The sequence below is a fragment of the Streptomyces sp. NPDC030820 genome, assembly GCF_055572075.1.
Genome location: NZ_JBVIEB010000014.1, coordinates 72,781 through 88,239, shown reverse-complemented (window position 1 = coordinate 88,239; position 15,459 = coordinate 72,781). Strand labels below are relative to the sequence as shown.

Genomic DNA, 15,459 nt, shown 5'->3' with positions numbered 1-15,459 from the left:
TGGGGGCGGGTCTTGCGCTGGGGCAGCCGGGGGAGGAGCCTCGGCAGTTTCGGGGGCAGGACCCGTACCTTCACCAGCGGTTCGGGGCGGCGGACCCTGCGCCGCGGGACGCGCATGCTCATCCTCCGCACCTCGCCCGTGCCACATGCAGCTCCGGGGTGATGACCTGCTTCGTCTTCGGCAGCACGATCCGGCCGTCGAAGTCGCAGAGGTAGAAGTTGAACCACGAGCCGTAGGACGCCGTCCCGGTCAGCTTGTTGAGCTTGTTCGGCAGCCGTTTCAGGACACCCTCCACGGTGTTCTCGTTCTTGTTCAGCGTTCCGGTGAGATCGCCGAGACCGGCGATGTCGTCCTTCAGCGGCGGACGTGCGTCCTTCAGCAGCCCCGCCGTGGCGTCCGTGAGATCGCCGATGCTCACCAGGGACTCCCCGATGGGCCTGCGGTCGGCGGACAGCCCCGAGATCACCCGGCGCAGCTGCGTGAGCAGATCGGAGAAGCGGGAGCCGCGCTTGTCGAGCGTCTCCAGGACGGTGTTGAGGTTGTCGATCACCGAGCCGATCAGCCTGTCGCGGTCGGCGAGGGTCGTGGTGAGCGAGGCCGTGTGCGCGAGCAGGCTGTTCACCGTGCCGCCCTCGCCCTGGAGGGTCCGGATGATCTCGGTGGCGAGCTGGTTGACGTCGCTCGGGCTGAGCGCCGCGAACAGCGGCTTGAAGCCGTTCAGCAGGGCGTTGAGGTCCAGCGCCGGCTGGGTCCGGGACAGCGGGATGGTGCCGCCGGGCCGCAGCCGCCTGCCGACGTCGCCGGTGCCCTCGGTCAGGGCGATGTACCGCTGCCCGACCAGGTTGCGGTAGCGGACGACCGCGTGGGTGCCGGCGAGCAACGGGCGGTCGGCGGTGACGGTGAACGTGACCTCGGCCAGGGTCCGGTCCTTGATCCGGATGCCCTCGACCTGGCCGACCCGCACTCCGGCCACCCGGATGTCGTCGCCGGTCTCCAGTCCGGTGACGTCGGAGAACACCGCGTGGTAGGTGTCCTTCGGGGTGAAGGAGACGTTGACGATGGTGGCGGCGAGCAGTGCCGTCGCCGCGATGGTGACGAGTGCGAAGAGACTGAACTTGATCAGCGGGCCGGCGGTCTGCCGGGCTCCTGCCCTGCTCATGCGACACTCACCGCCGTTCCGCGCGCGAGCGGCCCGAACAGCAGGGTCGCGACGGGCGGCACCTGGTCCGCGGGCACGCCCATGACGGGGGCCACGAGCGAGCCGACGGCCCGCTGCTCGGCCGCGGTGGCGGACACGTCGACACCTCCGGGGAGCGAGCCGCCCGAACTGCGGGCGGACGTACCGTCGTTCAGATGGGGCTTCGGCCCGGGCACCTGCGGATGCGGCAGGCCACGGCAGTCCGGGCCCGACCGCTCGCCGTACACCGGCTCCTCACCGGGCCGGTAGGCCCCCTGCGGCCGTACGACCTCCAGGGTGATCCGCATCTCCCCGCCCCGGAACGCGTCCTCCGACGCCTTCTCCTGCCGGACCAGGCCCTTCAGCAGACACGGGTACTCGGGGGAGTAGCGGGCGAACAGTTCCAGCGTGGGGCGGGAGACCCGGCCCAGGGTGATCAGCCGGTCGCCGTTCTCGGCGAGGAAGCCGTCCGCCGTGCCCGCCACGGCAGCGGTCGAGCGGAGCCCTGCGGCCATCTGGTCCTGCTTCTCCACGATCGTGCGGCTGGTGGTGACCGTGTTGCGCAGGATCCGCATCAGGTCGGGTGCGGCGTCGCCGTAGACCTCGGCGACATCGGCGAAACGCGAGATGTCCTCCTTGATCGACGGCAGGTGCGGGTTGAGGCGGCGCAGATAGCCCTCGACCCGGGTGAGGTTGTCGCCGATCCGGTCGCCGCGGCCCTCCAGCGCGGTGGCGAACGCCGAGAGGGTGGCGTTGAGTTCACCGGGCCGGACGGTCCGCAGCAGCGGCAGCAGGTCGTTCATCAGCTGCTGCACCTCGATGCCGACCTTCGTACGGTCCTGGGTGATGACGTCCCCGGCGCGGATGGGCCGAGCCGACGACTGCGCGGAACGAGCGGGCGCCACCAGGTCGACGTACTTCTCGCCGAACAGCGTCTTGGGCAGCAGCCGCGCGTGCACGTCCGCGGGGATGTACGTGACGTACTGCGGCTTGAGCGCGATGTCGAGGGTCGCCTTGGTGCCGTCGGCGTGCACCTCGCGCACCTCGCCGACCAGCACCCCGTGCAGCTTGACGTCGGCGCGCGGATCGAGCTGGTTGCCGAGACTGTCGGCCTCCAGCGTGATCGGTACGACGGACGTGAACGCCTGCTGGTAGACGGCCACCGCGAGCGACAGCAGCAACGCGAGGACGGCGAGGAACGCGATGCCGTACAGCCTGAGTCTCAGTGTTCTCACCGGTTCACCCCGCGATCCGTACGGTCGTGTTGGCGCCCCAGATCGCGAGGCTGAGGAAGAAGTCCAGGACGTTGATGGCGACGATGGACGTCCGCACCGCCCGGCCCACCGCGACGCCGACGCCCGCCGGGCCGCCGCTCGCGTGGTAGCCGTAGTAGCAGTGCACCAGGATGATCAGCACGGCGAAGACGATCACCTTGCCGAAGGACCACAGGACGTCCACCGGCGGCAGGTACTGGTGGAAGTAGTGGTCGTACGTGCCGGTCGACTGCCCGTAGTAGCCGGTGGTGATGGTGCGGGCGGCGAGATACGAGGACAGCAGCCCGATCACGTACAGCGGGATCACCGCGACGAAGCCGGCGACCATCCGGGTCGTCACCAGGAACGGCAGCGACGGGACGCCCATCACCTCCAGCGCGTCGGTCTCCTCGCTGATCCGCATCGCGCCGAGCTGCGCGGTGAACCCGGCGCCGACCGTCGCGGACAGGGCGAGTCCGGCCACCAGCGGGGCGATCTCCCGGGTGTTGAAGTACGCCGACAGGAACGCCACGAAGTTGGAGGTGCCGAGCTGGTTCAGGGCCGCATAGCCCTGGAGGCCGACCTCGGTGCCGGTGAAGAAGGACAGGAAGGCGATCACGCCGACCGTGCCGCCGACGACGGCGAGCGCACCGCGCCCGAAGCTGACCTCGGCGAGCAGCCGCAGGATCTCCTTCTTGTAGCGGCGCAGCGTGCGGCCGGTCCACGCGAGCGAGCGGCCGTAGAAGGACAGTTGGGTGCCCAGCTCTTCGAGTGAGCGCAAGGGGCGGTCGAGAAGTCTCATCGGCTAACCCCTCTGCGGGACGACCTGGAAGTACACGGCGGTCATCACGAAGTTGGTCACGAACAGCAACATGAAGGTGATCACCACGGACTGGTTGACGGCATCGCCGACACCCTTCGGCCCGCCCTTCGCCGTCAGTCCCTTGTACGAGGCGACGATCGCGGCGATGGCCCCGAACACCAGCGCCTTGATCTCGGCCGCCCACAGGTCGGACAGCTGGGCGAGGGTGGTGAAGGACGCCAGGTAGGCGCCGGGGGTGCCGTGCTGGAGGATGACGTTGAAGAAATAGCCGCCCGCGACGCCGACCACCGAGACGAGGCCGTTGAGCAGCACGGCCACGACCATCGACGCCAGCACCCGCGGAACGACGAGCCGGTGGATCGGGTCGATGCCGAGCACCTGCATCGCGTCGATCTCGTCCCGGATCTTCCGCGCCCCCAGGTCCGCGCAGATCGCCGTGCCGCCCGCGCCCGCGATCAGCAGCGCGGTGACGATCGGCGAGGCCTCGCGCAGCACGGCGAGCACGGACGCGGCACCGGAGAACGACTGCGCGCCCAGCTGCCGGGTCAGGCTGCCGATCTGGAGCGCGATGACCGCCCCGAAGGGGATCGAGACCAGAGCCGTCGGCAGGATCGTGACGCTCGCGACGAACCACGCCTGCTGGATGAACTCCCGTGCCTGGAAGGGCCGTCGCGGCAGGGTGCGGACGACGTCCAGCGCCATCGCGAACAGGTTGCCCGAGTGCCTGAGCGCACCGGTCGGGGAGAGGCTCATCCGCCCGTCACCCCCGTCCCGTGCAGCTCGGCCTCCCGGCGCGCGATCGCCTCCCAGCGGGGCGGGCGGGCGATGCCGGGGCTCGGCAGCAGGCGGGGAGTCAGGCCCTCGACCGAGCCGGCCTCGTCCATCTGGGCCAGCTCCTGCTCGACCTGGGCCGCGTCCTTCTCCTCCGCCATGCCGATCGGCCCCTGCATCCGGCCGTTCAGGAACTGCCGCACCACGGGCTCGTCACTGGTCAGCAGCTGCTCGCGGGGCCCGAACAGCACCAGCTCGCGCCGGAACAGCAGCCCGATGTTGTCGGGGACCTGCCGGGCGGAGGCGATGTCGTGGGTGACGATCAGGAAGGTCGCGTCGGTCTGTGCGTTGAGGTCGACGATGAGCTGGTTGAGATAGGCCACGCGCACCGGGTCCAGACCCGAGTCCGGCTCGTCGAACAGGATGATCTCCGGGTCGAGGACCAGGGCGCGGGCGAGCCCGGCCCGCTTGCGCATACCGCCGGAGATCTCGCCGGGCAGCTTCCCCTCGGCGCCGATCAGCCCGACCATCTCCATCTTCCCGAGCACGATGCGCCGGATCTCGCTCTCGGACTTGCGGGTGTGCTCGCGCAGCGGGAAGGCGATGTTGTCGTAGAGGTTCATCGAGCCGAACAACGCGCCGTCCTGGAACAGCACACCGAACAGCTTCCGCACCTCGTACAGGTCGCGTTCGCGCAGCCGGGTGACGTCCCGGCCCGCGACCTTCACCGAGCCGCGCTCCGGCTTCAGCAGCCCGACGAGCGTCTTGAGGAACACCGACTTGCCCGTCCCGGAGGGCCCGAGCATCACCGAGACCTCCCCGGCGGGCAGAGTCAGCGAGACGTCCTCCCAGATGACCTGGTGACCGAAGGACTTGGTCAGCCCTTCCACACAGATCTCGACACCCATCCGGTTCCACCCTTCGCCCGTGGAGCAGCTCCGACATCTGCTCTACGGGGAGGGGCGGGGCGTCCGTCGCGGCGACCGGGAAAATTTTTTCGGACGTGTTTACGGCGTGCTACGGCGGCTTGACCTGCTACGGCAGCGTGGGCGTTGCCGGCAACTTGACGGAAGGCACGCTCGGCGTGGGAACGGGGAGGGAAACGGACGGCAGGGACGGCGCCGTGGGAAGCGGCGGCACCGACGGCACCGCGGACTCCGTCGGCAGCTGCGGAAGCGAGGGCGAGGAGACCTTCGGCAGGGGCGGCACGGAGAGCGGTACGACGGGTTCGGCGGAGGGCGATCGAGTCGTGGCCCGAGCCGTGGCCCGAGTCGGGGCTGCCGACGGCCGGTGCGTCCGGGGAGCGCGCGACTGCCCGGTGCTGCCGGAGCTGTCGGTGCTGTCGGCCACCCGCGCCCCGCCGGACACGGCCGGCCGCGGCACCGGACCGCTCCCGCCTCCGCCCGCGTGGAGCGCGTACGGCAGCACGAATCCCGCCACCACCAGGGTCGCCGCCGTCGAGGTGGCCGCGACTGCCTGGGCCTTGCCGCCGCCGCGCAGCCGCCCGCGCCCGAACAGGAACAGGACGAGCCCGAGCGTGCCGGCCAGCGAGGCACGCAGGGTCCGCCGGGCCCGGGCGAGCAGCGACTCGACGGTGCGATAGCTGAGCCCCATCCGCACCGCGACCTGGCTCACGTCCAGGTCCTCGGACTTCAGCCGCAGCGCCTCCGCCTGCCGCGCGGGCAGCTCCCCGCTGCGCACGGCGAGCCATTTCGCCTCGGCCCGGTCGCACACCACCTCCTCGACCGGCACCGGGCCCGGCGCGACGAGCGTGGGACGGCTGCCCACCTCGGCCTCGCGGTTGACCTGCCGGTACCGGTCGACGCACAACCGCATGGTCACCGTCGTCAGCCAGGCGCCGAGCCGCTCGTCGTCGAGGTCCGGGCGCTCCGCGGCCCGCAGCATCGCCTCGTGTACGGCGTCCTCGGCGTCCTCGAGGCTCATCGAGCGGCGCCGGGCCACCTTGAGCAACTGCTCGCGGTGGCTCCACATGCGCTGCCAGCGCTCGTCGGCGGCAGCTGTGTCCGCAGGCATGTCCGTCGCCATGAGGGCCCCTTCGCGCTCACCCGCCGGTCCGGTGCTCCCGGCGGGTGGCGACATTACCGCCGGGTATCCGCGGTTGTGGAGGGGGCGACGCCCATCGTGTTCTAGCTGTTGCCCGTGGTCAGTGGGGCTGTGTCGGACAGCACACCGCCGCCGGGCAGGGTGAGGGTCGGTTCGGGGACGGGAACCAGGGGCGTCCCGGACTCCGTCGGGGCGGCGGCCGTACGGGACGGGGCGGGGGAGGGCGAGGCGGGTGGTGCCGATGGGGTGCGCGAAGGGCCCGGGCGGGCCGGCCTCCGGTCGGCCGTCGGCTTCGGCGAGGGCTCTGCGGCCTTCGGGCCTGACGTCTTCGGCCGGTCGGGGGACCCGGCGCCGGACCCGGTGGGCGCGTCCGGCACCACCCGGTGTCCCGTCAGGTAGTACGCGTACCAGGCCTTGACGGTGCGCAGATAGGCGTCCGAGTGGTTGTAGCCGAGGATCGCCCGGTCCAGGTCGGCGGGGTCCGACAGGTCCCGGCCGCCCGCGCACAGGTAGTGGCCGGCGGCGAGCGCGGCGTCGTACACGTTGTCCGGGTCCGCGCGCCCGTCGCCGTTGCCGTCCGCGCCCCAGCGGGCCCAGGTCGACGGGATGAACTGCATCGGGCCGACCGCACGGTCGTACACCGCGTCCCCGTCGTACGCGCCGCCGTCGGTGTCCGGTACGACGGCGAAGGCGCCGCCGGTCAGCCGGGGACCGAGGACGGGCGTCACGGTCGTACCGTCCGGGGTCACCCGGCCGCCCCGCGCCTGCCCGGACTCCACCTGGCCGATCGCGGCCAGCAGCTGCCAGCGCAGCCGGCAGCCGGGCGCGGTGCGCGCCAGCTCCTCCTCGGCACGCCGGTAGGCGGCGAACACCGTCGCGGGCAGGGCGCCGCCCGGCACGGCCTGTGCCGAGGCCCGCTCCCGGGTGCGCAGCGGGGGCAGATCGGTGCGGTAGGGCGTGTCACCGGACACGCTGGGCCCCTTCTCGGCGGCGGCTGCAACCTGCGGCGCGGACTCCGTGGCCCGCGCCGAAACCGCCCCCGGCGCCTGCGAGGCGGTCAGCGCGGCCATCGCCGCCGCCGCGATCGCCGTACCCCTGGCACCCCGCAACGCTCCCTTGAGCTCACGCACTGTCACTGCTCAGTCCCCTCCCCGAATGGATCCGTCGTCCGCTCTACGCGGCCGGACGGCCGGTCCGTCGCACGAGTCCGCACGCTGGTCCGCTCCGCATCCTCGGGAGCCGATGAAGGGGGGCCACACCGTGCACTGCGTCTCGGCTGGGTTCAAGCTGGAGACAGATCTCCACACGGGCACCGGCTCCGCCCAAGGCCGGGTAGGCAAGGGAGAACGATCATGCGGGTGGGAGTGCTGACCGGGGGTGGGGACTGCCCCGGTCTCAACGCGGTGATCCGCAGTGTCGTACGCAAAGGCGCGCAGGAATACGCCTGGAAGTTCGTCGGGATCGTCGACGGGTGGGCCGGCGCGGTCAAGGACGTGACCGTGCCCTTGGACGTCCAGGCCGTGCGCGGAATCCTTCCGCTCGGCGGCACGATTCTCGGCTCCTCCCGCACCAACCCCCTCCGGCTCGAAGACGGCATCGACCGCATCAGGAACACCCTCGGCGCGCACAGGATCGATGCTCTCGTCGTCATCGGCGGCGAGGACACCCTCAGCGTTGCAGCCGCACTGTCCGACGCCGGCGTCAACCTGGTGGGTGTGCCCAAGACCATCGACAACGACGTGGGCGGCACTGACTACACCTTCGGCTTCAACACCGCCGTCACCATCGCGACCGAGGCCATCGACCGCCTGCACACCACCGCGGAGTCCCACAAGCGCACACTCGTCGTCGAGGTGATGGGACGTCACTCCGGGTGGATCGCGCTGCATGCCGGCGTCGCCGGGGGCGCGAACGCCATCCTCATCCCGGAGGTGGAGTTCGATCTCGACCAGGTGTGCGCCTGGGTGGAGAAGCGTTTTGAGATCAACTACGCGCCGATCGTCGTCGTGGCGGAGGGAGCGGTCCCCAAGGCCGGACAGATGATGGTCAAGGACGAGTCGCGCGATGAGTTCGGGCACGTGCGCCTGTCCGGGATCGGTGACTGGCTGGCCCGGCAGGTCGAGCACCGCACCGGGAAGGAGGCCCGCACGACGGTTCTCGGTCACGTCCAGCGCGGTGGCACGCCGAGCGCGTATGACCGGTGGCTCGCCACGCGCTTCGGTCTGCATGCCGTGGATGCCGTCAAGGACGGCGCCTTCGGCACGATGATGGCTCTGCGCGGCACGGACATCGTACGTATCCCGCTTGCTGACGCGACGAAGGCGACCAAGCGGGTCCCCCGAGAGCTGTACACGGAGTTCGACGTGTTCTTCGGCACCTGACGCCGCCACGTGGTGGCGTCACGCAGGCACCTCTGATTTGTCCGAAAAATTTACCAAAAGAGTATTGACATGGGGTGAAACTTATACAGGCTGATTACTAGGCCACAACACCGGAAGAGTCACGAAGCTGGTGACGACGTCTAGTCGGCGGAGTGACTTGGACAAGATGTGGTTTAGGCCCCCGGCAAGCCGGCGCGATACCGAAGCGGCAGTGACGACTGAAGCTTCAGGACACGTGCAGCACTACCGGGGACTGTTTTTTGCCCGCGGTCTCCGCACGTCACCTCCCGATGATCACGCGCACGTGTCTCTGGCGCGGCAGCTCCTGGGTCACAGGTGGGGCAGAGGCGCGTTCCGGTCGGTTAGGGTCGCCTCGTGACGGGCGAACCCGCTCCGTCGCCGGGAAATTGACCGGCCTGCGGTGCATCGCAGCTGTGGAGCAGTCGATCGATGCCATCCCGTTGTCCCCTGATGTGCCCGCAGTGGGTGATGGGGCTGAAGGTGCAGGTCAGGCGGGCGTTTTGGGGGCTTAATGCGATTGAGAGTGGAGTTCACGACCGAGCCCTTCGACCTGGACGAGGCGCCCGCGCACGCGCTGGCGGCCCGCGAGGTGATCGAGGCGGCAGAGCTGGACGCGGTGGACGTCGGTCCCTTCGGCAACACGGCGGAGGGCGGCGCCGACGCGGTGCTGACCGCCGTGCAGGCGCTGCTGCGCAAGTCCCTGGAAGCCGGTGCCACCCGGATCTCGCTGCAGGTCAACGTGATCGGAGCGGGCGAATGACCGGCACCGGTGACGAACCCTTCATCGCGGCCGTGAAACCGCTGGTCGACGCCATGGGCGGGGAGATGATCCCGCCCGACGAGGCCGGCCCCGAGGACGTCGTCCTCGCCTGGGAGGGCGCCGACGTCGTCGCCGTACGGCTGCCCCAGCTCGCCGACTCCCTCGACCACATACTGGCCGCCATGGAGCGCAGACAGGGCCGGCCGCTGGCCGACCTGGACCGCAAGGCGAAACAGGAGGTCGTACGGATACTGGAGGCGCGCGGCGCCTTCGCCGTGCGGCACGGCGTGGAAACCGTGGCGAGCGCGCTCGGGGTCAGCCGCTTCACCGTCTACAACTACCTGAACCGGGAGAAGGGTGCCTGAGCCGCCGCCACGGGATCCGTAGCGGCGCGGCCGAATTTTCAACAAAGTGTTGACGTTGTGTTTCGGAGGGCGTTAGCTGTTCGCAGCCCGTTCAGCACGAAGGCCGGATCCGGCCACGGAGGCTCCCGTGACTTCGACTTCCACGCCCCCGGGCCTGGCCCGGTTCAACGATCTGGAGGAGCGCGCGGCCCTCGCCGCCCTCCACGAGGCGTGTGCCTCCACCGAGTGGGCCCGGCGACTGCTCGCCGCCCGCCCCTACGCCACCGCCGACGCGCTCTACGCCGCCAGCGACGCCGCCATGGCCGTGCTCGGCACCGCGGACCTGGAGGAGGCGATGGCCGGGCACCCGCCGATCGGACGCCCCAAGCCCGGGGACCCGACCTCCGCACGGGAGCAGGCCGGCATGGCCGGCGCCGCCGAGGAACTCAGGGCCGAGATGCTCGAACTCAACCTGGCCTACCAGGAGAAGTTCGGCCATGTGTTCCTGATCTGCGCCACCGGCCGCACCGGTGAGCAGATGCGCGACGCGGTCCGGGAGCGGATCGGGAACTCGCCGGAGCAGGAGCGGGAGATCGTCCGCACCGAGCTGGGCAAGATCAACCGCATCCGACTGGCCCGACTCGTCGAAGAGGACGCCTGACACCATGAGCACCAGCACCACCGCCTCCGTGTCCACCCACATCCTGGACACCTCGATCGGCCGCCCCGCCGAGGGCGTCGCCGTCCAGCTCTCCGCCCGCGCCGGCCGCGATGCGGACTGGCAGGCGCTCGGCGGCTCCGCGACCGACGCCGACGGCCGGTGCAAGGACCTGCCGGCCCTGCCGGAGGGGACCACACACGTACGGCTCGACTTCGCGGTGGAGCCGTATTTCGAGAAGAAGCAAGCCGATGCGCAGCAGGACGCCCCCGCGAATCGGGACAGCGGACCGGCCGTGTTCTTCCCGGAGGTGGCGATCATGTTCGCCGTCGTACCGGGCGAGCACTACCACGTACCGCTGCTGCTCAACCCGTTCGGCTACTCCGTTTACCGAGGGAGCTAGCAGAAATGCCCACGATCCTGGGACAGAACCAGTACGGCAAGGCCGAGAACCGAGTCGTAAAGATCACGCGGGACGGCGCCACCCACCACATCAAGGACCTCAACGTCTCCGTCGCCCTGAGCGGCGACATGGACGAGGTCCACTACTCCGGCTCCAACGCCAACGTCCTGCCGACCGACACCACCAAGAACACGGTGTTCGCGTTCGCCAAGGAGTACGGCATCGAGTCCGCCGAGCAGTTCGGCATCCACCTCGCCCGACACTTCGTCACCTCGCAGGAGCCGATCCACCGCGCCCGGATCCGCATCGAGGAGTACGCCTGGGAGCGGATCGAGACCTCCGACGCCAACTCCAGGTTCATCGGCGCGGACGAGGTCAAGCACTCGTTCGTGAAGAAGGGCCAGGAGACCCGGCTCACCCAGGTCACCTACGACGGTGAGAAGTGGGAGGTCGTCTCCGGCCTGAGGGACCTGACGGTGATGAACTCGACGAACTCGGAGTTCTGGGGCTACGTCAAGGACAAGTACACCACCCTGCAGGAGGCGTACGACCGGATCCTGGCGACCTCGGTCTCCGGCCGCTGGCGGTTCAACTGGACCGACGACGAGCAGAAGATGCCCAACTGGGAGAAGTCCTACGAGCAGGTCAAGAAGCACATGCTCCAGGCCTTCGCCGAGACCTACTCCCTCTCGCTGCAGCAGACGCTGTACCAGATGGGTGCGCGCATCATCAACAACCGCAGCGAGATCGACGAGGTCCGCTTCTCGCTGCCGAACAAGCACCACTTCCTGGTCGACCTGGAGCCCTTCGGGCTCAAGAACGACAACGAGGTCTACTTCGCCGCCGACCGGCCCTACGGCCTGATCGAGGCGACCATCCTCCGGGACGGCTGTGAGCCGAAGATCCCGGTGGACCTCACCAACCTCTGACGCGGGACGCGTGTCCCCGGCCCGGCCGGCCGGGGACAGGCCACACCGGAGGGAACACCATGGCACAGCCTGCGAAGGGGTCGGCCCACACCCCTTGTTCCACCCCGCCGGTGCACATGGAGGACACCGTCACGTCCGTGCACCCGGTGGACGAAAAGCTCTGCCCGACGCGGCTCGTCCCCGCCGCGGTCCCGCTCAACCCGTTCTTCCACCATCTCGGCACCCGGAGCCGCGGACCGGCTCCGGCACTCAAATCCCCCTAGGGTCCTGCCGTGCCCTCCCCGTGGACGCCTCCCCGCCCACGGACCGCCACTGACAGACAAGGAAGCACGATGGCACCATCGGCAGCCCAGCGCATCGTCATCGAGAACTGCGCGATCGCGACCGTGGACGCGGGCGACACCGAGTACGCCTCCGGACACCTCGTCCTCGTCGGCAACCGCATCGAGTCGGTCGGCGCGGGCCAGGCCCCCGAGGGCCTTGAGAACGTGGTGCGCCGGATCGACGCGAGCGGCCACCTGGCCACGCCCGGTCTGGTCAACACCCACCACCACTTCTACCAGTGGATCACCCGCGGCCTCGCCACCGACCACAACCTGTTCAACTGGCTGGTCGCGCTCTACCCCACCTGGGCGCGCATCGACGAGCAGATGACATACACGGCCGCACAGGGTTCCCTCGCCATGATGGCCCGCGGCGGTGTCACCACCGCCATGGACCACCACTACGTCTTCCCGCACGGCTCCGGCGACCTGTCCGGCTCGATCATCCGGGCCGCCGCCGAGATGGGCGTCCGGTTCACGCTGGCCCGCGGCTCGATGGACCGCAGCGAGAAGGACGGTGGCCTGCCGCCGGACTTCGCCGTGGAGACGCTGGAGGGCGCGCTCGCGGCGACCGAGGAGACGGTGCGGAAGCACCACGACGCCTCCTTCGACGCCATGACCCAGGTGGCCGTGGCCCCCTGCTCCCCGTTCTCGGTGTCGACCGAACTCCTCAAGCAAGGCGCGGAGTTGGCCCGTCGGCTGGGCGTACGGCTGCACACCCACGGCTCGGAGACCGTGGAGGAGGAGAAGTTCTGCCACGAGCTGTTCGGGATGGGCCCGACCGACTACTTCGAGTCCACGGGCTGGCTCGGTGAGGACGTGTGGATGGCGCACTGCGTCCACATGAACGACTCCGACATCGCCGCGTTCGCCCGGACGAGGACCGGTGTGGCCCACTGCCCGTCCTCCAACGCCCGCCTCGCGGCCGGCATCGCGCGTGTCCCCGACATGCTGGCCTCCGGCGTCCCGGTGGGCCTCGGCGTCGACGGCACCGCCTCCAACGAGTCCGGCGAACTCCACACCGAGCTGCGCAACGCCCTGCTGATCAACCGGCTCGGCGCCCACCGCGAGGCCGCGCTGAACGCCCGCCAGGCGCTCAGGCTCGGCACCTACGGCGGCGCCCAGGTCCTCGGCCGGGCCGACCAGATCGGCTCGCTGGAGCCGGGGAAGCTGGCCGACGTGGTGCTGTGGAAGATGGACACCCTCGCCCACGCCTCCATCGCCGACCCGGTGACCGCGCTGGTCTTCGGCGCGGCGGCGCCGGTCACCGCGTCCTTCGTCAACGGCGAGCAGATCGTCACGGACGGCCGTCTGACCACCGTCGACGAGGACGCCATCGCCCGCACCACCCGCGAGGAGGCCCAGCGCCTCGCCCGGATCACGGCCCAGGCCTGATCCCCACCCACACGCCGGTGGGCCGGCCCCGCATACACCCGGCCCACCGAACACCTTCGGCGAACCCGCCCGCACGGGGGTACGCCTACCCCCTCGGCGACCGCCCCCAGCGGCCCGCAGACAAACCTGGCGGTCGCCCCGTACGGGTGGCCTCGCCCAGATCGGCTTACCGGCAGCCCCGGCGGTCGGGAGCATGCGCCCGCAGGGGCGCTCGCCGCAGGACTTGGCAGGCGGCCCCGCGGTCGGCTCGCCGGCGGCCTCGGCGGCTGTCCCGCAAGGGCCCGCCGGAGGTTTCGGCGGTCGGGAGCATGCGCCCGGCCTGCCGGACACGACGGCGGTTCCCCCTTGCGGGGGCCCGCCGGAAGACCTGGCGGTCGCCTCGCAGGGGCGCTCGCCGCAGGACTTGGCAGGTCGCCCCGTGTGGGTGGCGTGCCGGAGGACTTGGCAGGTTGCCCGACACGGGCGGCGTGCCGGAAGACGCGGTGGGCGCCTCTTGGGGCGGCTCGCCGGAACGCTCCGGTCGGGAGGGACGGCTCTCGACCGGGGTCCGTGGACCCGAGCGGGGTCCACGGCAGCCGTCTCCGGGGCGCGTGTGGACGCACGCGCCCCGGAACGGTCACCGCTCGACCCGCTCAAGCGCCACCCCGTCCTGGTCCCGCACGACCACACGCACCACCTCCATGAAACCCACGTATACAAAGACGTGTTAGCCGCTCGGAGGAGCCGCCGTGGCCGCCCATCCCGTTGACGAGAAACTCCCCGCCCTCAAAATGGCGACCAGCGGCCTGCAGCACGTGGCCGCCATGTACGCGGGAGTCGTCGCCCCACCCCTGATCGTCGGCGCGGCCGTAGGCCTGTCCGGCAAAGACCTCACCTTCCTCACCGGAGCCTGTCTGTTCACCGCCGGGCTCGCCACCTTCCTGCAGACCCTCGGCTTCTGGAAGATCGGCGCCCGCCTGCCCTTCGTCAACGGCGTCACCTTCGCCGGTGTCGCCCCCATGACGGCGATCGTGGCGTCCGCCAAGGACAAGTCCGACGCCCTGCCGATGATCTTCGGCGCGGTCATCGTGGCCGGCCTCCTCGGCTTCATAGCGGCCCCCTTCTTCAGCAAGGCCGTCCGCTTCTTCCCGCCCGTCGTCACCGGCTCGGTCATCACCCTGATCGGCGTCTCCCTGCTCCCGGTCGCCTTCGGTTGGGCCCAGGGGCCGAACCCCGCCGCGCACGACTACGGCTCGACGACCAACCTCACCCTGGCCGGCATCACCCTCCTCGTCGTGCTGCTGGTGCGCCGGTTCACCCGTGGCTTCGTCAAGCAGATCGCGGTCCTGCTCGGCCTGGTCCTCGGCACGCTCATCGCGATCCCCTTCGGCGTCACCGACTTCAGCCCGGTCGCCCACGCCGCCGTCGTGGGCTTCCCGACCCCCTTCCACTTCGGCACCCCGACCTTCCACATCGCGGCGATCCTGTCGATGTGCGTGGTGATGGTCGTCTCCATGACGGAGTCCACCGCCGACATGCTGGCGCTCGGCGAGATCGTCGAACGCCCCGCGGACGAGAGGACCATCGCGGCCGGCCTGCGCGCCGACACCCTCGGCTCCGCCCTCAGCCCGCTGTTCAACGGCTTCATGTGCAGCGCCTTCGCGCAGAACATCGGCCTCGTCGCGATGACGCGGATCCGCAGCCGCTTCGTCGTCGCCGTCGGCGGCGGCTTCCTCGTCCTGATGGGCCTGTGCCCGACGGCCGCCTCCCTCATCGCGGTCGTACCCCGCCCGGTCCTCGGCGGCGCCGGCGTCGTCCTGTTCGGCTCGGTCGCCGCGAGCGGCATCCAGACCCTGGTCCGGGCCGGGCTGGAGAAGGACAACAACGTCCTGATAGTCGCCGTCTCCCTCGCGGTCGGCATCGTCCCGATCACCGCGCCGGACTTCTACCACGCCTTCCCCGAGACCGCGAAGATCGTCCTGGACTCCGGCATCTCCACCGGCTGTGTGACGGCCGTCGTCCTCAACCTTCTCTTCAACCACATCGGCAAGGGCAAGGAGGCGGAGGACGTCACGCACCCGATGGAGGCGGGGCAGGAACTCACGCCCACCCACTGAACACCACTGCGGGGCACGGCAATCGCCGTGCCCCGCACGGGTGTGTGCGGCAGTCTTGGGC

General features: G+C 70.3%; 16 protein-coding genes. 9 read left to right on the top strand and 7 right to left on the bottom strand.

Annotated features, from left to right (window positions below; genetic code table 11):
• Nucleotides 1-118 precede the first annotated feature (118 nt).
• The 7 genes from ACZ418_RS33065 to ACZ418_RS33035 form a co-directional block, all read right to left on the bottom strand.
• Nucleotides 119-1,159, bottom strand: coding sequence for an MCE family protein (locus tag ACZ418_RS33065; RefSeq protein WP_468370509.1), 1,041 nt, complete (start codon nucleotides 1,157-1,159; stop codon nucleotides 119-121).
• Entirely contained in the window at nucleotides 1,156-2,412 is a 1,257-nt protein-coding gene (locus ACZ418_RS33060) for an MCE family protein (RefSeq protein ID WP_468370506.1), read from the bottom strand. The genes ACZ418_RS33065 and ACZ418_RS33060 overlap by 4 nt, the downstream gene beginning before the upstream one ends.
• A gap of 4 nt (nucleotides 2,413-2,416) precedes the next feature.
• The gene (locus ACZ418_RS33055; RefSeq protein WP_468370504.1) at nucleotides 2,417-3,232 is read right to left on the bottom strand and encodes an MlaE family ABC transporter permease; all 816 of its coding nucleotides are present in this window, start codon (nucleotides 3,230-3,232) and stop codon (nucleotides 2,417-2,419) included.
• 3 nt (nucleotides 3,233-3,235) lie between these two features.
• Nucleotides 3,236-4,006, bottom strand: coding sequence for an MlaE family ABC transporter permease (locus ACZ418_RS33050; RefSeq protein WP_023545776.1), 771 nt, complete (start codon nucleotides 4,004-4,006; stop codon nucleotides 3,236-3,238).
• Complete coding sequence (locus ACZ418_RS33045; protein ID WP_468370501.1) at nucleotides 4,003-4,932, bottom strand: ABC transporter ATP-binding protein; 930 nt, start codon at nucleotides 4,930-4,932, stop codon at nucleotides 4,003-4,005. Before ACZ418_RS33045 ends, ACZ418_RS33050 begins: the two co-directional genes overlap by 4 nt.
• 127 nt (nucleotides 4,933-5,059) lie before the next feature.
• Nucleotides 5,060-6,070, bottom strand: coding sequence for an RNA polymerase sigma factor (locus tag ACZ418_RS33040; RefSeq protein ID WP_468370498.1), 1,011 nt, complete (start codon nucleotides 6,068-6,070; stop codon nucleotides 5,060-5,062).
• A 101-nt stretch (nucleotides 6,071-6,171) separates the two neighbouring features.
• The gene (locus ACZ418_RS33035) at nucleotides 6,172-7,158 is read right to left on the bottom strand and encodes a lytic transglycosylase domain-containing protein (RefSeq protein ID WP_468370743.1); all 987 of its coding nucleotides are present in this window, start codon (nucleotides 7,156-7,158) and stop codon (nucleotides 6,172-6,174) included.
• A 282-nt stretch (nucleotides 7,159-7,440) separates the two neighbouring features.
• On the opposite strand from ACZ418_RS33035, the gene ACZ418_RS33030 reads away from it, so the two are divergent.
• From ACZ418_RS33030 to ACZ418_RS32990, 9 genes are all read left to right on the top strand, one after another.
• Nucleotides 7,441-8,469 (top strand): 6-phosphofructokinase, encoded by a 1,029-nt coding sequence (locus tag ACZ418_RS33030; RefSeq protein WP_468370496.1) that lies wholly within the window; start codon nucleotides 7,441-7,443, stop codon nucleotides 8,467-8,469.
• Nucleotides 8,470-9,001: 532 nt separating this feature from the next.
• Complete coding sequence (locus ACZ418_RS33025; protein WP_468370493.1) at nucleotides 9,002-9,250, top strand: YkoF family thiamine-binding protein; 249 nt, start codon at nucleotides 9,002-9,004, stop codon at nucleotides 9,248-9,250.
• Nucleotides 9,247-9,615, top strand: coding sequence for a helix-turn-helix domain-containing protein (locus tag ACZ418_RS33020; protein WP_468370490.1), 369 nt, complete (start codon nucleotides 9,247-9,249; stop codon nucleotides 9,613-9,615). Before ACZ418_RS33025 ends, ACZ418_RS33020 begins: the two co-directional genes overlap by 4 nt.
• Before the next feature lie 127 nt (nucleotides 9,616-9,742).
• Nucleotides 9,743-10,255 (top strand): 2-oxo-4-hydroxy-4-carboxy-5-ureidoimidazoline decarboxylase, encoded by a 513-nt coding sequence (gene uraD, locus ACZ418_RS33015; protein ID WP_468370487.1) that lies wholly within the window; start codon nucleotides 9,743-9,745, stop codon nucleotides 10,253-10,255.
• A 4-nt stretch (nucleotides 10,256-10,259) separates the two neighbouring features.
• On the top strand, nucleotides 10,260-10,655 hold the full coding sequence (gene uraH / locus ACZ418_RS33010; protein ID WP_468370484.1) for a hydroxyisourate hydrolase: 396 nt from the start codon (nucleotides 10,260-10,262) through the stop codon (nucleotides 10,653-10,655).
• Between the two features lie 5 nt (nucleotides 10,656-10,660).
• The gene (gene pucL, locus ACZ418_RS33005; protein WP_468370481.1) at nucleotides 10,661-11,584 is read left to right on the top strand and encodes a factor-independent urate hydroxylase; all 924 of its coding nucleotides are present in this window, start codon (nucleotides 10,661-10,663) and stop codon (nucleotides 11,582-11,584) included.
• Between the two features lie 59 nt (nucleotides 11,585-11,643).
• Nucleotides 11,644-11,847, top strand: a complete 204-nt coding sequence (locus ACZ418_RS33000) for a hypothetical protein (protein ID WP_468370478.1) — start codon at nucleotides 11,644-11,646, stop codon at nucleotides 11,845-11,847.
• Nucleotides 11,848-11,916: 69 nt separating this feature from the next.
• Nucleotides 11,917-13,302 carry an 8-oxoguanine deaminase gene (locus ACZ418_RS32995; RefSeq protein ID WP_468370475.1) on the top strand — a complete coding sequence of 462 codons (1,386 nt, stop codon included), beginning with the start codon at nucleotides 11,917-11,919 and terminating at the stop codon, nucleotides 13,300-13,302.
• 728 nt (nucleotides 13,303-14,030) lie between these two features.
• On the top strand, nucleotides 14,031-15,398 hold the full coding sequence (locus ACZ418_RS32990) for a nucleobase:cation symporter-2 family protein (protein ID WP_468370472.1): 1,368 nt from the start codon (nucleotides 14,031-14,033) through the stop codon (nucleotides 15,396-15,398).
• Nucleotides 15,399-15,459: the final 61 nt, after the last annotated feature.